Genomic DNA, 20,555 nt, shown 5'->3' with positions numbered 1-20,555 from the left:
CGTTTTGACTTGAGCATTTGCCCCCCCAATTTTCCGGCACAGAAAGAGATTCAGCGTCTATGTTTAGGGTATTGTGCAGAAATGGCATTAAAAGCGTCATCTGCCATCGATACAGTGACAACAAGGAAAGGCAGGAGTCGGTATGAAGGGAACTCGTTCACGGCTGATCGCGCTGGAGCCACGCCTGCTGTTCGATGGCGCCATGGCGGCCACCCCCGACCCCGCCAGCGATGGCGACGGTGGGAAACCCAACCAGCACCAGCCGACAGACGGCGACGGCCAGGCACCGGCCACCCAGGCTGACAGCCCCGCTGGCGCCGGGGCTCCCGCTCGCCACCTGGTGGTGGTGGACGCCCGCCTCTCCGACGCCCAGCGCCAGACGATCCGCGAGGGTCTTGCCGACGACGCCGAACTGCTCGAGGTGGACGCCGACGAAAACGGTATCGAGGCCATCACCGCAGCCCTGGCCGGCATGGACCAGGTCGAGAGCGTGGAGATCTTCAGCCACGGCGCCTCAGGACAGTTTCAGCTCGGCGATACCCGGGTCGGCAACGACACTCTCACGAGCCTGACGGCGAGCCTCGGCCAGTGGCGCGAGGCACTGACGGCCGACGCCGACCTGCTGCTCTACGGCTGTCGCATCGGCGCCACCGACGCTGGGCTCGAACTGGTGGAAGGTCTCGCCAGCGCCACCGGCATGGACGTGGGCGCCTCCACCGATGATACCGGCCACAGTGGCCTGGGCGGCGACTGGGAACTGGAGCGTCAACAGGGGCAAATGGCTGACGACCGTGGCGTGGCACTCGCCGCCCTGGCACCCTTGGATGGCCTGCTGGCCGACGCCGAGCCCATGGCGTCGCTCGGCGAATCTGCAACAGAGGTGCCGCTGGGTGAGGAATTTCAGTTCACCGTCAGCGTGTCCAATGCTTCCACTGCCCAGGAGGGCTACGCCCCCTTTGTCCAGCTGATCGTGCCCGCCACCGGCAAGGACGGCGCCGGCGCCGAGGTCGACGATGGCGTCATCATCACCTCGGCAAGCTACCTGGGGGGGCAACTCGACCTCTACCAGGTGACCTTCGACGCCAACGGCGAGGCGGTGCACCCCCTGGCAAAGGACGCCAATGGCGACCCGATCACCGTGCTGGCCTCGGCCTATGGGGCCCAGGCCGGCGACACCCTGGTGGTGGCGGCACTACCCTTTGCCAGCCTGACCAGCGACCAGCCAAGCATCGACGTTACCTTTACCGGCGAGCTGAGCGAACTGGCCGATACCTCCCAGACCAACGGCAGTCCGAACCTGGTCATCCAGGCCATGGCCGGCTTCGAGCTTGGCAACGACGCCCTGTCCAACCCGGAACAGGACCCCAGCCTGATCGGTAGTGCGGTCGCCTTCACCATCACCCCCACGGTCATCGCGGTGGAGCAGAGCCTCGACATGAGCGAGGGCGACACCACCACCGGCGAGAACTACCCCCACAGCCTGGTCACCACGGTGCGCCCGGCAGGCGCCGGGGCCACCGCCCAGACCCTGACCGACGTGGTCATCACCCAGCCGGTGCCGACCAACGTTCAGGTCACCGCCATCGATCCCGGCAACGGCACCCTGACCTCCATCACCCTGGCCAGCGGTGGCACCTACACCGACGCCTCGGAGATCCAGGACTTGATCGACGGCGACGAATTTATCACCTCCTACACGGTGACCTACGCCAACCTCACCGAGGCCCAGTCCAGCCGGGTAGACTTCTATGTGCCGGAGACCGATGCCAACGGCGACCCTGTCCTCGACCCGGTGACCGGCAACGACAAGACGATCACCTTTGGCGCGCCGACCGGCAGCGGCGTCTGGCTGCCGCTGGACGATCGCGACCGCAATCCCGACGACCCCGACGGCAAGGTCAGTTTCGAGGGGACCGGCGATGCGCTGAGCTTCGTTGCCAAGTCGATCACCCTGGAAAAGACCGCCACCCTTGCCATCGATACCGGCACCAGCGACCTGACCCCGGGTGATACCCTGGAATACCAGCTGGAGATGGCACTGTCGGACTACTTCGCCTTCGGCGAGGACACTCAGCTCGACGGTCAGTTTGTCGTCACCGATACCCTCGGCAATGGCCAGACCCTCACGGGTACCCCGACGCTGATCCTCTACAGCGGTAATGACGCCACCACCATCGATCTGGTGGTCACCACCAGCGTCAATGCCGATGGCACCACCACCCTTGTCTTCGATATCGCCCAGTCGATCGAGAACGCCCTGGATGACCAGGCCTGGCTCGCCGGCGACGCCGCCTTCGATGGGGTGATCGACGCCGGCGCCACCCGTGCGCTGATCAGCTATCGCGCGGTCATCGATGACGCCTACGCGAACGTGACCGACCACCCTGCCATCAACGAAGGCGACAGCCTGGGCAATGCCGCCGAGGTCGATGCCACCCTGCTGCTCAACCCGAACAACCTGACCGGCGAGAGCGAGACCGACGACTCCAGCACAGCGCTGACGGTGCCCACCGGCCAGGTGGACATCGCCATCGAAGGAGGCGTCAGCGAACTGGCCCCCGGCGACCAGGTGACCTTCACCCTGCGCTACGAGCTGGTCACCGGCGACCACGAAAACTTCCAGTTGATCGCCTACCTGCCGCTGCCGCTGCTCGACACCTCGGGCATCGGCTGGACAGAAGGGACTGGCCCCGGCCAGTGGTCCCTGGCAGCGGACAACAGCTGGGCGGGCGATATCACCAGCGTAGCGAGCGGTCCCGGCAACGCCATCGTCTTTACCCTGGCAGACCTGACCACGACAGAGGCCAGCACCATCGCCCTGAGCTTTACCATGACGGTGGGGGATCAGCCCTTCGCCGATGGCCGCTCGCTGGATGTGCTGGCCGAATCGCGCCAGACCACCACTCTCGACAAGACAGAACTGGTGACCCAGGACGTGGTCAAGGTGCAGTCGGTGGCCGAGCCGGTCGTCACCATCACCCATGGGGCGGTGTCCTCGACCAACGGCAGCGTCAGCGGCACCAGCGGCAGCTGGAATGCGCCCGGCACGGCGGGTGCGCCCTTCACCGGCAGCATTACCGACCCGGCGGCGGTGGACGGCGACGTCACCGACATCGACGCCGGCGACACACTGCGCCTGGCCACGCTGCTCGAGAACACCGGCGGCGGTGGTGCCTTCGACGTGACGACCGAGATCGCGCTGCCCACGGACCTGGCCTTTGTCGGTGGCAGCCTGGGCGATGCCAACCTGACCCTGACGCTCGGTGACGGCAGCGTGCTGATCGAGGGCACCGACTACAGCGTCAGTGGCAACACCATCACCCTGCTCGACGACAGCGGCCAGGCCACCCTGCAGGCCGGGCGGGATGGCAGCGCCAGCGACGCCGCCGGCACCAACATCATCGTCATCACCTACGACGTGACCGTGGCCGCGGCGGTCAGTGCCAGTCGCACCCTCGGCACCACGGCAACGCTCACCAACTACGCCAGCGTCGACGGTGGCAGCGACTTTACCCCGACGGATCTCGATGACGACGCCACCCAGCAGGTGGCGGCGCCAACCATCACCACCACCTTCGCGGACGGCGGCGCCGCCACTGACGACGACTCAAGCGCCAGCCACACCGACGGCGCCGACCTGGTGGTCGGCGAGTCGATGCTCTACGACATCGTGGTGACCCTGCCGGAAGGCACTACCCAGAGCCTCGTGATCAATGACCTGATACCGCCGGGCATGGCGCTGGATACCAGCTTCAATGGCTCGGGTTATGAACTGATCACCCTGGCCGCCGACAGCGACAACCTGAGCGCAGACTTCGCCGGCAGCGTCTCCGTCAGCGCGCTTGCCGGCAGCGGCGGCACCCTGGGCGCTGACGGCGTCGATGCCCAGTACACCTTCAGCGCCGCCAGCGCCACCGGCGACAACGACACCGGCAACAACACCTTCGTGCTGCGGGTACGCCTGATCGCCAGCAATACCCTCGACAACCAGCAAAGTACCGAGCACGAACACAAGGCCAGCCTCACCTACCAGGACGTCGACGGTGATGAGGTCAACGGCAGCACCGCCGTGGATCGCGACGTCAGTCAGCCCGGTACGGGCCCGACCACCACCCTGGTGGAACCCACGGTCACCATCGAACAGGCGCTGACCACTCCTTCCGATCCGGGCCTTGGCGTCGATGCCGATGACCCCGTCAGCTACACCATCACCTTGTCCAATACCTCGGGAGTCGATGCCTTCGATCTGGACGTCAACGGCGACATCTCGCCCGAACTGGTGTCGCCCACCATCAGCCAAGTGACGACCAATGGCTCCGTCATTAACGTCAGCGGCGCCGACAATCCCTTCGAGATCACTGGCAACGCCACCGACGGCTATCAAGTCAGCGTCAAGAGTGGATTCGATCTCGACCTGGCGGACGGAGACGTCGTCACCCTGACCATCGAGGGGACGGTATCGGCCAATGCCCCCAACCAGGTGACGCTGGACAATTCGACCAGCGTGCAGTGGACCAGCCTCGACGGCGACCCGGCAAGCCCAGTGGTCGAGCGCACCGGCGCCGACGGCGAGCCTGGCGTCAATGTCCTCAATGACTACCGGACCAGCGATACCCTGGCGATACCGGTGGCGAGCTATCTGGATATTTCACGCATCGGTGGCCTTGCCAGCACCGGCGACGCCAGCGACAGCCAGGCCGCCAGCAACGACGTGGCGGTGGGCGAGATCATCCGTTATAGGGTGGTAGCCCTGGCCCCCGACGGCGACAACCAGTCCTACAAGCTTGAGGTTACCCTGGATTCGGGCCTGTCCTTTGTCGACTTTGGCGATAACCGCATCAACCTGGCACTGATCTCCGACGCCGGGGGGCTGTCGAGTTCGGCACTCGACATTCGGGGCATCGGTGATGACTTCAACGAGGCCGGCGACGAGACCAGCGCCCTGGCCCAGGCACTGACCCTTGGCCAGGCGGTGTCACCCACGGCAATACAGCTGCACGCTGCCGGCATCCTGACCATCACGACCGTTGGCGGCAAGCAGGTGCTCACCTTTGACTTCCGCCGGCTCGAAAACAGCGAAACCGCCGACGCCAATCGCGAAGGCATCTCCATCGACTTCAACGTGCGCGTCGACAATGTGTCGGGCAATCAGTCAGGCGACCAGCTCGCGGTGGTGGCAAGGGAACTGATTGACGCGAGCGGAGGCGGGGCCGACACGGTCCGGGGCGAGAGCGCCACCCTGATCGAACGTATCGTCGAGCCGTCCTTCACCGACATGACCAAGACGGTGGTGGCCTTCGATCCCGCCCCGGATGACACCACCGGTACCGCCAGCGTCACCGTTGCCTTTACCCAGAACGGCGGCATGCCCGCCTATGACGTCAAGCTGACCGACGCCTTTCCCTCGGGCAGCGGTTATGTCATCGACAGTGTGGTCATCGATGGCCAGAGCTACAGCCTGGGCGGCCTGCCGGCAGGAGTCACGGCCAGCGCCACCGCCTCGGGAATCGAGCTCACCTTTGCACAGCTCGAGCCGGGCAGCGAGGTCAGCGTGTCCTATCGCCTCGAGGTACCCAACGATGCGGTAGTGGCGGCCACCGCCGCCGAGGCCCGTCTTGCCTGGTCCAGCCTGCCCGACGACGGCAGCTTCGATGGTTTTGGTGGCAGCGATGTCGGCGCCGACGGCACGGCAACCGGCGAGCGTACCGATGCCGACGGCAGCGGCGGGCTCAATGACTATGTGTTGACCGCCGGGGCGAGTCTCGGACTTGTCGAAGGCACGCTGTGGAATGACACCCTTTCCGCCGACGCCAGCACCGCACCCGATGGCGATGGCCTGGCCGGCGTCAGTGTGACCCTGACCTGGGCAGGCAGCGATGATACCTTCGGCAACGCCGACGACGTCAGCTACACCACGCTCACCGACGCAAACGGCAACTACTCCTTCGGTGTGCTGGCCAAGGGCAGCTATCGGATCTCGGCCAGCGAAAGCCTCACCGACGCCACCTCTGGCGAGCTGAAGGCGCGCCTCGACTCAGATGGCGGCACCTTCGGCGACGGCAGCCTGTCGTTGATCACCGGCGCCGTCGACGGTGCCACCACCTTCGACGCCAATATCGGCTATGTCGAACTCAACGACGCCCCGGTCCACGCCTTGCCGGCCTCGCCGGCCTCCGGCAACGAAGACACCGAATTTGCCATCTCCGGCATCTCGATTGCCGATCCCGACGCCCTGACACCCGGTACCAGCGGGGCCCAGAACCTGACCACGACGTTGAGTGTGAACAACGGCACCCTGAACGCTTCCAGCGCCGGTGGCGCCAGTGTGTCAGGCAGTGGCACCAGCGAGCTGATCCTCACCGGCAGCGTCACCCAGATCAATGCTGCCCTCGCCACCCTGACCTATACCGGCAACGCCAACTTCAACGGCAACGATACCCTGACCATCGTCACCAGCGACAACGGTAACTTCGGCGACCACCCGGACACCGGCGACGGCACCCCCGGCGAGAGCGCCGACGCCCTGACCGACCGCGATACCCTGGCCATCGAAGTGATCGCGGTCAACGACGACCCCATCGCGACCAACGACAACGCCATCGCCGTGGAGGCCGGGGGACGCTTCAATCTCGGCGGTATCGATCCCAACGGCCTGGTCATCCTCAATGATACCGACGCCGACCTCAATGACGCCGACCCCGACGTGCTGACGGTGGTCCGGGCGGGCACCACTGCGGGCTCACTGCAGGCGGTCAACAGCGACCCCGCCTCACCTACCCTTATCGTCGGCACCTACGGCACCCTGGTGATCTCCTCGAGCGGCTCGGCGGAGTACCAGCTCGACAACGACAACCCCGCCGTAGAGGCCCTGAGGCTGAGCGGTAATACACTGCCCGAGTCCTTCGTCTATGAAATCAGTGATCGCGCGGGCGTCACCTCCCAGGCCACCATCACCATCACCATCCAAGGCGCCAACGACGCCCCGGTGGGCGTCGACGACAGCGGCGTGGCCATCGAGAAAGGCGGCATCAACAACGCCACCGCCGGCCAGGACGCCAGCGGCAATGTGCTGAGCAACGACACCGACGTCGACCTCAACGGCGAGAGCAAGGCGGTGTCCGGGCTCCGCGTTGGCGATGAGCCTCTCGGCGTCTTTACCGACGTAAGTGGCGCCACCGACGTGTTCGGCAGCTACGGCATCCTGACCATCACCCCCGATGGCAACTACCGCTACGTCGTCGAGGACGATACCGCGGCGGTCGAGGCCCTGGCGGCAGGCGAGACCCTGAGCGAGACCTTCAGCTACCGGATCACCGACGCCCTGGGACTCGATGACATCGCGGTGCTGACCATCACCATCGAAGGTGCCCAGGACAACCCCGTCGCCACCGACAACACCACCAGCGCCCAGGCACCGTCCACCGACGGTGCCACGCCAGCGGTGGACGGCACCGGCAATCTGATCGGCGATAACGACGGCGATGGCGTCGACGTTGACGTCGATGCGATCGACCAGGGCGCACTCTCCATCGGCGCCATTCGCCCCGGCAGCGTGGCGGCCGGCGGCGCCATGACTAGCCTCGGCGGTATCAGCGCCAGCGTCGATGGTCAGTACGGGCGCCTCACGGTAAACGCCGACGGCAGCTACCGCTACGTGGTCGACGGCGACAACGCCGCCGTACAGGCCCTGGCGGCAGGCGCCACCCTGAGCGAGATATTCACCTACCGGCTGATCGACAGTGCCGGCAATCCAGACCTGGCCGAGCTGGTGGTCACCGTCACCGGCGCCAACGATCCGCCGATCTCGGTGGCCGACAATGCCATCGCGGTGGAGGCCGGGGGCACCGCCAACGCCACCCCAGGCGTCGACCCTACCGGCAATGTCCTGACCAACGACAACGACGTGGATGGACAGCCATTGAGTGTCGATCAGGTCCGCTTCAACGCTACCACGGTGGCCGCCGGCCAACCGCTGGCCGGACGCTACGGCACCCTGACCCTTAACACCGACGGCAGCTTTTCCTACGTGGTCGATAACAGCAATCCGACGGTGGAGGCCCTAAGAACCGCCAACGATACCCTCACCGAGGTCTTCGTCTACCGCAGCGTCGATCCCCTGGGCGTCAGTACCACGGCGCGCCTGACCGTGACCATTCAGGGACGCGACGACGCCCCGGTGGCCGCCGACAACATCGCCCTGGCGGTGGCCGACAGCGATCAGGGCACCGGCCGTGATCCCAGCGGCAATGTGCTCGACAACGACAGTGATATCGACGCCGGTGACCAACTGGCCGCGAGTGGTGCCCGCCCCGGCACCGAGGCCGCAGGCGGGGCCCTGTCCACCCCCAGCGCCGGCACGATAACCCTGACAGGCCAGTACGGCACCCTGTCGCTTGCCACCGACGGCAGTTACAGCTACGCGGTCGACCAGACCAACGCCGAGATCCTCGGGCTTGGCCCGCTGGAGTTCCGCCGCGACGTCTTCACCTACGAGGCCCGTGATCTGGCGGGACTGGTGGACCTGGCCGAACTGACGGTGTTCGTGCGCGGCCAGAACCAGGCGCCGCTGCCCGGCGCCGACGGTGGCCTGGCGGTGGAGGCCGGCGGCCGGGACAACGCCACGCCCGGGGCGGACGCCGTGGGCAATGTGCTCGACAACGACAGCGACGTCGATGGAGACATCAACCTCGGCGTCAACCTGCTCGGCCCCAATCTGACAGTGACCGGCGTTCGCACCGGCGATGACCCCAGCGCTGGCACCGAAGGCACCCTCGGCAACGCGCTTGTGGGCCGCTACGGCAGCCTGGTGATGGAGGCCGACGGCAGCTACCGCTACCAGGTCGATGACGACAACCCGGAGGTCCAGGCGTTGCGTCAAAGCGGTCAGACCCTGGTCGACGTCTTCACCTATGCACTGGAAGATCGCTGGGGCGGTCCCGCCAGTGCCAACCTGACGATCACCATCGATGGGCGTAACGACGCACCGACGGCCCGCGACGACAGCGGCGACGCCGTGGACATCGGCGGAGGCGCGAGCCGCCCCGACGCCACCGGCAATGTGCTGCCCAACGACACAGACGTCGACGCCGAGCGCTACGGCGAGACCCAGAGTGTCACCCTGGTGACCCAGGATGGCGTCACCGCGGCGCCCGGCGAGCGCCTGGCGGGCCGCTACGGCACCCTGATCATCGAGGCGGACGGCAGCTACCGCTACTTTATCGACCGCACCAACAGCGAGGTGCTGCGCGCCAGCGGCCTGGGTCCGCTGTTGCAGGAGGTCTTCGTCTACACCCTGACCGACCAGGCCGGCGCCAGCGACACCGCCACCCTGACCCTGACCCTGGATATCGCCGCACCCTATATTCCGATCAGGGATGGCGCCGGGCCCCATTTCCTGCGCCCGGACGATGGGCGCCAGTCGCGCGCCACCCTCGGCGATGTCGACCCGGTGGTCTACGTCACCCCGGAAGTCGAGCGCAACAGCCGTCAGGTCTTCGACTACCTGCGCCTGTCCCACGGCGCCCAGCCCTGGCTGGTCAGGCCGCTGGAGACGCAGATCCCGTCGCTGGCCAACGGCCTGGGGGAGGTGCCAGGCCAGTACGTGCTGCGCGGCGTAGCCTTGAGTCGCCTATATGCCGAGCAGGATCAATTGCTGCTGCTGGGCCGCCACGGCCGCACCGATCTGACGGCGGATGGCCTGCTGGCCGATCCCTCCGTCTACGCTCCCACCCGTGAACAATTGCTGAACAACGCCTCTGGTGCCGACAGCGAACCGACGATTCCGACGCGAAGCTCGACGCCGAGCGACGCTCAACCTGGCTCGGCCGAGGCGCCGAACCGCAACGCGGCAGATGACGGCCGGCCTGAGCTGCCGCCGGGGGCCGAATGGATCGCCGATGGTGACCAGGGCGATCGCCTCGCGTCGGCAGCGCTGGCCCAGGACGGCTGGCGCGGGCCAGATGAGACCTCCGGCGCTTCTCCGCGGGTGGCCTCGGGCTTCCGCGCACAACTGACGGCCATGGCCGGCTCCACCGCGCCGCTGCGAGGGGAGCACGACCTGTGAGATTCGAACGACAAGGACACCGCATGCATCGACTACCGCTCACCACGCTGGCGGTCACCGCCGGCCTGACCCTGAGTGCCTGCTCCAGCCTCGAGCCCCAGCCCTTCGACGCCACCGAGATCCGTCAGCGGGCGATCAGCGACCAGGCCCAGATGTATCGCCTGCAGGAGCCGCTCAATCAGCCGGTCACCTTCTACGAGGCCGCCGCCCGGGCACTCAAGTACAACCTCGACTATCGCCTGAAGCTGATGGAAAGCGCCCTGGCCTCGAACCTGCGTGACGTCTCGCGCCATGAACTGCTGCCACGCATCGTCGCCGACGCCGGCTACAGCGATCGCAGCAACGACTCCGGCGGCACCTCCATCGGTATCGAGGACGGCGAGGAAAGCCTGCGGCCCTCCACTTCGGAGCAGCGCTACCGTTCCACCGCGGGCCTTGGCCTGTCCTGGAGCCTGCTCGACTTCGGCCTGGCCTACTACGAGAACCAGCAGAAGGCCGACCAGATGCTGATGGCCGAGGAACGTCGGCGCAAGGTCGCCCAGAACGTGCTGCGCGACGTGCGCAACGCCTACTGGCGGGCGCTGGCCGCCCAACGCCTGATTCCTCGTCTCAATGTGCTGCTGGCGCGCACCGAGGTAGCGCTGGACGCCGCCCGTGAGGCCCAGCGCCAGGGATTGCTGCCACGACAGGAGGTGCTGGCCTACCAGCGCGCCCTGCTCGACTCCACCACCCTGCTGACCGCGCGCCGCCAGGATCTGGAGCTGGCCAAGACCGAACTGGCCGCACTGATGTCGCTGCCCCCCGGTACCCGCCTGATCCTGGCCGACGAACCGGAACCGGATCTTCCCCCGGACGTCAGCGATATCGAGCGCCTGGAACAGCTGGCGCTGCAGCACCGCCCGGAGATCATGGAGGAGTGGTACCGCAAGCGGGTCAACCAGAACGACCTGGAAGCCGCCAAGCTCAGGCTGTGGCCCAACGTCACGGTCAGCGCGGGCATCGAGTACGACTCCAACGACTACCTGTACAACAACGACTGGACCGAGACCGGCGTCAATGTGTCCTTGAACCTGTTGAAGCTGTTGTCCTATCCCGATCTGAACGAAGCCCAGGACACCCAGGGTGATGCCGACGACCTGCGCCGTACCGCGCTGTCCATGGCGGTACTGACCCAGGTTCGGGTGGGCGCCCTGCGCTACCACCTGGCCCGCGAGGAGCTCGAGTACAGCGACGAGAGCCTCGAGGTGGACGAGGACCTGCTGGCCTACGCCAAGGCCGCGGCCTCCTCTTCCATCGGCTCGGAGCTTGAGGTGATTCGCGCCGAGAGCCGCTACCTGCTGTCCCAGTACCAGCGCGAGGCGGCCTACTCCCGCGCCCAGGCCGCCTGGGGCCGGTTGTTCAACTCGGTGGGCCTGGACGTGCTGCCCGAGACCGTCGCCCAGCACGATGTACAGACCCTGGCCAGCGAGATCGAACGGATCATGACCACCCACGAGCGCCAGGGCATCATTGCGCCTCACCCGGGCCAGCCACCGGCGCCAGCCGGCGGGCCCACCCTGGAGCCGCGTCGCCCGCAGCCGGGGACAGGCGCCGATGAGGGGGGCACCGATGCCGTCTAGTCGCCTTCGCCCGCGCTCGGCCGGGATGTTCCTCGGCCTCGCACTGCCCCTGCTCGGGCTGTCGGCGCTGGCATCGGCCCAGCAGTCGGCACCTCAATCGACCCAGCAGCCGATACAGGAGAACCGAAGCGAGCTGACCATGCGCGCCCTGCTGGCCCCCCAGCAGGAGGCGACCCTGTCGAGCCGCATGGAAGGCACCCTGGACGAGCTGGCCGTGTCGCTGGGTGCTACGGTGGCCGAGGGCGATGTGCTTGCCCGCTTCGACTGTCGAATCGAACAGGCCCGGGTCAACGTGGCCAATACCGAACTCGGCGTGGCCCGGCTCAACAGCCAGGCCAAGGACCGCCTGCGCCGCCTGGACGCGGTGGGCGATCTCGAGGTGGCGCTGGCCCGCGCGGAGGTCGACAAGGCCCAGAGCGCCTTGAACCTTGCCGCCGTCCAGAGTGATCGCTGTACCTTGAAGGCGCCCTTCACCGGGCGCATCGCCGCGGTACATGTCAAGCCCTTTCAGACCATGGCCGCCGGTACGCCGATCGTCGATCTGGTCGGTGATGGCCCTCTCAAGGTCAGGCTCAATGCGCCCTCGGCGCACCTGGCCGAGCTCGGCGAAGGCCAGCCACTCAGTCTTGACGTCAGCGAGACCGGCAAGCGCTACCCCGCCACGCTCAGCGCGGTGAGTGCCCGCATCGATGCGGTGGCCCAGACCGTCGAGCTCGAGGCACGCCTCGACCAGGCCCATGACGAGCTGATGCCGGGCATGACCGGGCGTGCCACCCTGGTGGCCGAATCGCCCACCACAGAGGACAGCGACGAAGGCACGCCATGAGCGCCAGCGAACACCCACGCCCGGCGTCGCTGGCGTCATTGAGCCTGGCCCTGCGAGATCGCGCGCTGGACGCCGACTCGCGCACCACCCTGGCCTTCTCCATCGCCAACGACCCCTATCCGCTGCTGCGCTTTCGTCAGGCACTGGTGGTGGAGGGCCGCGCCCGAGGCGCGGTCAGGCTGCGCTGTGTCTCGGGGCTGGCCACGCCCACCGAGCGCACCCCCTTCGTCAACTGGGTGGAAAGGCTCGGCGCCTGGCTGCTCGATCAACACGACGTCGATGGCCCCAGGCTGCTGCTGCGCGATCAACTTGAACTCCCCGACGACCTGTCCGAAGGCTGGGCCCAGTGGTGGCCAGAGGTGCTGTGGCTGGTGCCGCTGGGTCCCGGCGGTGCCGACGCCGACCGAAAGTCGACCACCGACCATGCCTGGGCGCTGTTTCTGCTCGAGCAGCCGCCGCCCCAGGCGCTGCGCCAGCAGCTCGGTGGCCTGGCCGCCACCTGGCGCTACTGCTGGCAGGCCCTGGCGCCACGCCGACGCGCCTGGCAGCTACCGCGTCGTCGGCTCGGCTGGCTGTTATTGGTTGCAGTGATCGCCGCGATGTTCCTGCCGGTGCGCCAGTCGGCCCTGGCCCCGGCCGAGATCGTGTCGCTGGACAGCGCCGCCATCACCAGCCCGCTGGACGGTGTGGTGGCCGAGATGCTGGTAGAGCCCAACTCACGCGTCGAGGCCGGCACCCCCCTGTTTCGCCTGGACCGTAGCGAACTCGAAGGCCGCGCCGAGGTACTCAGGCGTCAGCTCGAGGTGGCCAGCGCCGAGCTCGACGCCGCCGGCAACCTGGCCTTCGACGACCGCTCACGGCTCGCCGACATAAGTCGCCTGAGGCGCCAGCAGGCACAGCGCCTGGCCGAACTGGAGGCACTGGAGGCCAGGCTCGAACGCACCCTGGTGACGGCTCCGACGGCGGGAGTCGCGGTCTACAGCGACCCCGACGACTGGGAAGGACGCCCCGTCGCCACCGGCGAGCGCATCCTGCGCCTGGCCGACCCCGATCAGCCGGCGGTGGAGATCCAGCTGGCCGCCGCCGACGCCATCACCCTGGCAGCGGGGGCCGAGGTCAAGGTGTTCCTCAGCGCCCGGCCGCTGGAACCGATCGGCGCGCGCCTCACCCAGACCAGCTACGAAGCCTCGACCGACGCAGATGGCGTCGCCGCCTATCGCCTGCTGGCCGAGCTTGCGCCGACCGAGGTGAAAGACAGCGCCGGACAGAGCCTCGACCAGGGGACCAATACCCAGGCCGACTCGACAGCGAACAAGGTACGCCTGGGGCTGCACGGCACCGCCAAGGTCTACGGCGAAGAGGTCAGTCTCGGCTACTACCTGCTGCGCCGGCCGCTGTCGGCCCTGCGCGCCTGGACGGGGTGGTAGCCATGGCCTCAGCGACACCCGCACGCCATGGCCCGGGGGCTTCCCATAGCGCGGCTGCCTCACCCACGGACGTCCACGCCAGTCCCTTTAGCGCGACGATGGCCCATCACACCGCCGGCGTCGATGAACGCTCGGATCGTTCGCCGCCACCGCTGCGCGAGGACCTGGTGCTGGTGGATGCGGGCCGTGATCGCCATGGCGAGCCCCAGTGGTCGATCCAGGACCCGGTGACCAATCGCTTCTACCGGATCGGCTGGCTCGAGTTCGAGTGTCTGGCGCGCTGGGGGGCGAGTCCCGCGCGGATTCGCGACGAGATCGCCGCCCAGACGCCGATGCAGCCGTCGCTCGAGCAGGTGCTCGAACTAGTGGACTTTCTCGAGCATCACCGTCTCTTGCGGGCCGGGCCCGACGCTACCGACCGCATGGCCCGCGAGGCCGCCACAGGCGCCGCCTGGCGCAAGCTGTCCTGGTGGCTGCATCACTATCTGTTCTTTCGCCTGCCGCTGGTGCGCCCGCAGCGCTTTCTTGGCGCCGTGGTGCGGGCCCTGCCCTGGCTGTTCAGCCGTGGCATGGTCACGGCGGTGCTGTTGCTCGGACTGCTCGGGCTGGTGCTGGTGGTGCGCCGCTGGGACCACTTTACCCACGCGGTGATGGACGCCTTCTCGCTGTCGGGCATACTCAGTTTCGCCTGTGCGCTGGTGGTGGCCAAGGCCTGCCACGAACTCGGCCATGCCCTGGTGGCGACCCGGCTGGGGGTAAAGGTGGCGCATATGGGCGTCGCCTTTATCGTGCTGTGGCCGATGCTCTACACCGACACCGGCGAGAGCTGGAAACTCAGGCGCAGCCGATCGCGGCTGGCGATCTCGTCGGCGGGCATGCTGGTGGAGCTTGGCCTGGCAGGCCTGGCGACCCTTGGCTGGGTGCTGACCGAGCCGGGCGCCGTCAATTCGGCACTTCTGTACCTGGCCACCACCAGCTGGGTGCTGAGCCTGGCGATCAACGCAAGTCCCTTCATGCGCTTCGACGGCTACTTCGTGCTGACCGATCTGCTCGACTTCCCCAACCTGCACGAGCGCGCCGGCGCCCAGGCCCGTGTGTGGCTGCGCCGTCGACTGCTGGGGCTCGACGAGGCCTGGCCGGAGCCCTTTCCCCGTCATCAGCGACGTTCGCTGGTGTTGTTCGCCTTCGCCACCTGGCTGTATCGGCTGGTGCTGTTCCTCGGCATCGCCCTGGCCGTCTATCATCTGTTCTTCAAGGCGCTGGGCATCGTCCTGTTCGCCGTGGAAATAGCCTGGTTCATCCTGATGCCTGTCACCCGAGAACTGCAGCACTGGTGGTCCCATCGCCGCGCCGTCCCCCGGCGCTTTCGCCTGGCCTGGCTGTTGGCCCTCGGCACCCTGCTGTTGCTGGCCTGCCTGCCCCTGCAGACCCGCGTCAGCGGGCCTGGCGTGCTCCACGCCGAGCGCGAACTGACCCTGTACTCGCCGTTTCCCGCACGCCTGGAGACCATCGCCGTCTCCGGACGGGTCGAGCGGGAGGCGGCCCTGGTGCGGCTGAGCGAGCCGGATATCCGACGTCGCGAGCTGGCCCAGGAAAGCGAGCTCGACCTGCTGGAGGCCGAACTGGCGGGGCTGCTCGACGCCGACGATGGGCGTAATCGCGACAGCGCTACCCTGGCGCTACACCGCGTCAGCGAAAGCGGACGAGAGGCCGCCCGGCGGGAGCAGCAGCGACTGGTCATCAACGCCCCCTTCGCCGGCGAATGGCAGCGCTTCGATCGACAACAGACGCCGGGGCAATGGGTCGCCACCCGGGAGCCGCTGGGCGTACTGGTGGACCCCTCGACCTGGGTCATCGATGCCTACGTGCCTCAGGACGAGGTCCACCGCCTGAGTCCTGGCGCTCGGGTGCGCTTTCTGGTGGAAGGGCACACCCGACCACTGGCCGGACACGTCACCAGCATCGGTGCCACCCGCGCCGAGCACCTGAGTCACCCCCTGCTGGCGGCACGCCACGGCGGCCCGTTGTCCACCTACGAGGACCCGGAGGAGCGCGGCAAGTTGCGTCTTGAACGCGCGCTGATCGCGATCGAAGCCCGCCTGGACAGCCCCTGGACAGGCGGCAGGCAGGCCGCTGGCCAATTGCACATCGACGCCGAGCGTCAGAGCCTGGTCGGCCAGTTCACTACCTGGCTCGCTTCGGTGGTGATCCGCGAGAGTGGCTTCTGAGAAGACGGTTCCCTCTAGACTGCCTGCCCGCGAGCCCACCAGCGCTGCCACTGTGCCCTATTGTCGCTATGCCCCGTTGTCACTGTGCCGCGTTGTCACTAAGGCGCATTGTCACTATGTTGCACATTCGCTAGCATCGTCACTGCATTCGCCAGGAGCAAGTCAGTGGCCGTCCCATCTCGCAGCAACAGCAAACGCCCCAGCGTGGCCGACTACCTGGCCGAGGCCATCTTCGGCGGACGCTATCGCCCCGGCGACTTCGTGCCCAAGGAGGTCGACCTGGCCGAACAGTTTGCGCTGAACCGTTCGGCGGTCAGGAGCGACCTGCGCCAGCTGGTGGACGTGGGCATCATCGAACGCATTTCCGGCCACGGCTCCAAGGTGCGCGAGGTCGAGGCCTGGAACATCCTCGACCCGTCGGTCACCGACTGGATGACCCGTTACGCGGCTCCCAACCCCGAGATCCAGCGCGAGATCCTGAGCTTCCGCCTCGACGTCGAGCCCTACGTGGCGATGACTGCAGCCCGCCGCGCGACGGCCCGCGATCTGGTCGCCATCGAGGAGGCCTTCGAGGGCATGGAGAGCGCCATGAACGCCGCCGAGGGCGACGCCAAGCGCTTGCACAGCGATCACGACATCGCCTTCCATGTGGCCATCTTCAAGGCCACCCGCAATATCGTCTGGTCCCAGCTCTCGCATATCCTGCGCCCCTCGATCTACCTGCTGATCGAGACCTCCAACGAAAGCGCCAGCGACCCCGAGGACAGCCTCGAGCGTCACCGCGAGCTGATGGAGGCGATCCGCACGCGGCGCCCCCAGGACGCCTTTCGCGCCGCCCAGGCGGTGCTCGCCGGTACCGCCGACGCCCTGGGCATCAAACCCGGCGACTCGATACTCGGCAGCGACCTGGAGTTGCCTCCTACCGGCTGAGTCAAGGTCCTGTGGGAGCCGCCATGCTAAGCTGGCGGCCTGGCGCAGCCCACGCACCCGCCAGCCCCGTCCCCCTCGCCTAGCCCGTCAAAAAGGATCTTTGACATGGCCTCCGTGTATGATTTCAAGCCTCGTTTTCAAGCCCTGCTGCGTCCCTTGGTGGGCCGCCTTCACCAGCGTGGCGTCAGCGCCAATCAGGTCACCCTGTTGGCCGCCGTGCTGTCACTGCTGGTGGCGGCAGTGGTTGGCCTCAACGTGCAGACGCAGCTCTGGTTCGTACTGATCGCACTGTGGCTTCCCCTGCGTATGGCGCTCAACGCCATCGACGGCATGCTCGCCCGTGAACACGGCCAGCAGACGGCCCTGGGCGGCTATCTCAACGAGCTTTGCGACGTGGTCTCGGACGCTGCACTGTTCGTTCCCTTCGCGTTGCTGCCCGATGCGGGTACCAATGCCGTCATTTTCGCCCTGGTACTGGCCATCATCGTCGAATACGCCGGTGTCATGGGCCCCCTGGTCGGGGCGACCCGACGCTATGATGGCCCCATGGGCAAGAGCGATCGCGCCCTGGTCATCGGCATACTCGCCCTGGTGGTGGCGGTGGGCCTGGCGGCAAGCTGGTTTATCGCAGCAGTTTTCTGGCTGATGGCGGCAATGATGCTGGTCTCGCTGTACCTGCGTGTCCGCCGTGGCATCGCCGAGGTCACTGGAGACGACAAGACCCCGGCGCCTTGATCTCGCCGGGGTCCCACCATCAGCAGGCGTGGCACCTAAGATGCAGGACGACAGCCCCGTTCACCATGGGAAACCCGCCTGCTGTCCAACCCGAACGCATGGGTTACTCATAGGCCATCTGCTCAAGCTCCCGTCCACGGGTCTCCTTGACCCACTTCATCACGAACACCACTGAGCAGGCCGCGAAGAAGGCGTAGACACCGTAGGCCCCGGCAAGGCCGATTCCCGCCAGCATGATCGGGAAGGTCATGGTGATGGCGAAGTTGGCCAGCCACTGGAACAGCCCCGAGACCGCCAGTCCCGAACCGCGCACCTGGTTGGGGAACATCTCACCGAGCATCACCCACATCACCGGCCCCCAGGACACATTGAAGAACAGCACATAGGCGTTGGCCGCCAGCAGCGCCAGCACCCCCATGTCACCGGCCAAGGCCAGCTTTCCGTCGACCATGCTGGCGGTGGAGAAGGCGTAGGCCAACAGGCACAGGGTCAGCGCCATACCCACTGAACCTGCCCACAAGAGCGGCTTGCGACCGATCCGATCGATCAGCGCGATGGCGATCAGACAGGCGCCGATAGACACCGCACCGCTGATCACGTTGATCAGCAGGGCATCACCCTCGGAGAAGCCCACCGCCTGCCACAGCACCGCGCCGTAGTAGAACACCACGTTGATCCCGACCAGCTGCTGGAACACCGCCAGCCCGATACCGACCCAGACGATGCCGTGCACCTTGCCACTGGTGGCGTTGATCAGGTCCCTGAGGCTCGGCACATGGTCGGCGTTCAGCGACGCCTTGATCTCGGCGACCTTGGCCTGCCCCGCCTGCTCGCCGAGCAGGGTGACCAGCACCCGTGTCGCCTTGTCGTCGCGTCCGCGGCTGATCAGAAAACGCGGGCTCTCCGGGATACCCAGCAGTGCCAGCAGAAAGATCGCCGCCGGCAGCATCTCGATCCAGAACATCCAGCGCCAGGCGTCGAAGCCGAACCACAGACTGGCGGTGGAGGCACCGGCGATCTTGGCCAGCACATAGTTGCTGACGAAGGCGATAAACAGCCCCGAAATGATCGCCACCTGCTGGATCGTGGCCAGCCGTCCGCGCCGTTCGGCCGGCGCCACCTCGCTGATGTAGGCCGGCGTCATCACGCTGGCAGCGCCCACCGCCATGCCGCCGAGCACCCGGTAGATCACGAACTCCAGCGAGCCGGTCGCCACCCCGGAGCCCCAGGCGCTGACCAGAAAGAACACCGCCGACACGATCAGCAGCGCACGCCGGCCGTAGCGATCGGCCAGGCGGCCGGCGAAGAAGGCACCGATGGCGCAACCCAGCAGCATCGAGGCCACGTTGAAGCCGGTGCCGACGCTGTCGGAGTCGAAGGCCGTCTGCAGACCATCGACGGTGCCGTTGATCACGCCGCTGTCGAAGCCGAACAGAAAACCGCCGATGGCGGCGATACAGCAGATGGCGAACACATAGCGTTGTCGCTTGAGCGAGGCGGCGTCCGCCGCTGAGGATACGATAGGCATGCTGAACTCCTTGTTGTTGTGATATCGCGATGGAAGAAAGGCTGGGTCACAGCCAGCCGGCGTCCACCCAGTGGTTGTGCGCGGTACAGCCGCTGGCCGCGTCGGAGGCGAGAAATACCACCATCGCCGCGACGTGATGAGGCTCGAGGCGCACCTTGAGCTTCTGCTCGGCGACGATCTGGGCCTCCTGTTCGGCGCTGTACCAGCGGGACTGGCGCGGCGTCTTGACGTTGCCGGGGATCACGCAGTTGACCCGGATGCCCTGTTCACCCAGTTCCTGGGCCAGCGCCCGGGTCAGCCCCTCGATACCGGCCTTGGCCGTCTCGTAGAGCGCCAGGCCTGCCTGGCCCAGGTGCCAGCTGATCGAGCCGAGGTTGATCACCGCACCGCCGCCACGCCTGGCCATGCCCGGCGCCACCGCCTGGGTGGCGAACACCAGGTGGCGGAGATTCACGGCGATGCGTTCGTCGAAATAGGCCGGGGTGATGTCCGCCAGACGATGGCGATCGTCGTTGGCCGCGTTGTTGACCAGCACATCGACATCACCGATCGCGCTCAGCACCTCGTCGAGACGCGCCAGATCGGTCAGGTCGCAGTAATGGAACTGCAGCCGATCGCGGCCGGCACCCTGCTCAGTCAGACGCGCCACCAGCGCCTGTGATGGCGCCTCGGCGAGGTCGAGAAAGTGCACCTCGGCGCCCTGCTCGACAAACGCCTCCACCAGCCCCTCTCCGATTCCCGAGCCGCCACCGGTGATGACCACCCGCCTGCCCGCAAGGCCTGGATAAAGCGCCACCGGCGCTCGAGATTCCTTCGTCATGTCAGCGTGACTCCCGTTGCTGTTGTAGGGGTTGTACCTAAGCCATCCAGGACTTGCCTGGAAGCGCCTGCGCTCGTCGACGTATCGGCTTGGCCTGTTGGAGGCGGCGCGCGTCACCGCTTTCGCCTTTCGATCGGCGAAGCCGTTGGTCTGGCGAGATCCGTGCGTTCGACGAGAGATGTTTGTTATTTCTCTTTACTAATATTTCGTTAGTAATTTGTCCTAACTAAGTGCACAGTCTTGTCGAGTCGGACGCCTTGTGCCATTGCACTTATGTCGAACAGTAGCCTCCCTGCGGAAAGGTGCTTGATGGCGCCCGGTGGTCTTCTGAAATCCAGTGCTCTTCTAAAAAGCGGCACAGGCGTCGCACGGATTCACT

At 66.8% G+C, this 20,555-nt stretch carries 9 protein-coding genes; 7 read left to right on the top strand and 2 right to left on the bottom strand.

What is annotated here, in order from left to right; all coding sequences use genetic code 11:
- Positions 1-142: 142 nt before the first annotated feature.
- The 7 genes from NFI08_RS16765 (at position 143) to NFI08_RS16735 (ending at position 17,828) form a co-directional block, all read left to right on the top strand.
- Positions 143-10,063: a VCBS domain-containing protein gene (locus NFI08_RS16765; protein WP_349590864.1), complete on the top strand. Its 9,921-nt coding sequence runs from the start codon at positions 143-145 to the stop codon at positions 10,061-10,063.
- A 23-nt stretch (positions 10,064-10,086) separates the two neighbouring features.
- Positions 10,087-11,682, top strand: a complete 1,596-nt coding sequence (locus NFI08_RS16760; RefSeq protein ID WP_348826462.1) for a TolC family protein — start codon at positions 10,087-10,089, stop codon at positions 11,680-11,682.
- Complete coding sequence (locus NFI08_RS16755) at positions 11,672-12,508, top strand: efflux RND transporter periplasmic adaptor subunit (RefSeq protein WP_348826463.1); 837 nt, start codon at positions 11,672-11,674, stop codon at positions 12,506-12,508. The genes NFI08_RS16760 and NFI08_RS16755 overlap by 11 nt, the downstream gene beginning before the upstream one ends.
- The gene (locus tag NFI08_RS16750; RefSeq protein WP_349590859.1) at positions 12,505-13,935 is read left to right on the top strand and encodes an efflux RND transporter periplasmic adaptor subunit; all 1,431 of its coding nucleotides are present in this window, start codon (positions 12,505-12,507) and stop codon (positions 13,933-13,935) included. Before NFI08_RS16755 ends, NFI08_RS16750 begins: the two co-directional genes overlap by 4 nt.
- Positions 13,936-14,033: 98 nt before the next feature.
- The gene (locus tag NFI08_RS16745; protein ID WP_349590856.1) at positions 14,034-16,163 is read left to right on the top strand and encodes a site-2 protease family protein; all 2,130 of its coding nucleotides are present in this window, start codon (positions 14,034-14,036) and stop codon (positions 16,161-16,163) included.
- 165 nt (positions 16,164-16,328) lie between these two features.
- Entirely contained in the window at positions 16,329-17,093 is a 765-nt protein-coding gene (locus NFI08_RS16740; protein ID WP_349590853.1) for a FadR/GntR family transcriptional regulator, read from the top strand.
- Positions 17,094-17,198: 105 nt separating this feature from the next.
- Positions 17,199-17,828, top strand: coding sequence for a CDP-alcohol phosphatidyltransferase family protein (locus NFI08_RS16735; RefSeq protein WP_349590850.1), 630 nt, complete (start codon positions 17,199-17,201; stop codon positions 17,826-17,828).
- A 103-nt stretch (positions 17,829-17,931) separates the two neighbouring features.
- On the opposite strand, the gene NFI08_RS16730 is transcribed toward NFI08_RS16735, so the two are convergent.
- Together NFI08_RS16730 and xylB are read right to left on the bottom strand one after the other, a co-directional pair.
- The gene (locus NFI08_RS16730; RefSeq protein ID WP_108133332.1) at positions 17,932-19,356 is read right to left on the bottom strand and encodes a sugar porter family MFS transporter; all 1,425 of its coding nucleotides are present in this window, start codon (positions 19,354-19,356) and stop codon (positions 17,932-17,934) included.
- A gap of 46 nt (positions 19,357-19,402) precedes the next feature.
- A complete protein-coding gene (gene xylB / locus NFI08_RS16725; protein ID WP_349590846.1) occupies positions 19,403-20,176 on the bottom strand; it encodes a D-xylose 1-dehydrogenase in 774 nt (257 codons plus the stop codon).
- Positions 20,177-20,555 lie beyond the last annotated feature (379 nt).

This window comes from Halomonas sp. EF61 (genome assembly GCF_040147045.1).
GTDB lineage: Bacteria > Pseudomonadota > Gammaproteobacteria > Pseudomonadales > Halomonadaceae > Halomonas > Halomonas litopenaei.
The sequence above is the reverse complement of the archived record's forward strand: the minus strand, read 5'-3'. Positions and strand labels throughout refer to the sequence as shown.

Coding starts and splice junctions, on each gene's coding strand:
- NFI08_RS16765 (WP_349590864.1), top strand. CDS start 143: ATGAAGGGAACTCGTTCACGGCTGATCGCGCTGGAGCCACGCCTGCTG.
- NFI08_RS16760 (WP_348826462.1), top strand. CDS start 10,087: ATGCATCGACTACCGCTCACCACGCTGGCGGTCACCGCCGGCCTGACC.
- NFI08_RS16755 (WP_348826463.1), top strand. CDS start 11,672: ATGCCGTCTAGTCGCCTTCGCCCGCGCTCGGCCGGGATGTTCCTCGGC.
- NFI08_RS16750 (WP_349590859.1), top strand. CDS start 12,505: ATGAGCGCCAGCGAACACCCACGCCCGGCGTCGCTGGCGTCATTGAGC.
- NFI08_RS16745 (WP_349590856.1), top strand. CDS start 14,034: ATGGCCCATCACACCGCCGGCGTCGATGAACGCTCGGATCGTTCGCCG.
- NFI08_RS16735 (WP_349590850.1), top strand. CDS start 17,199: ATGGCCTCCGTGTATGATTTCAAGCCTCGTTTTCAAGCCCTGCTGCGT.
- NFI08_RS16730 (WP_108133332.1), bottom strand. CDS start 19,356: ATGCCTATCGTATCCTCAGCGGCGGACGCCGCCTCGCTCAAGCGACAA.
- xylB (WP_349590846.1), bottom strand. CDS start 20,176: ATGACGAAGGAATCTCGAGCGCCGGTGGCGCTTTATCCAGGCCTTGCG.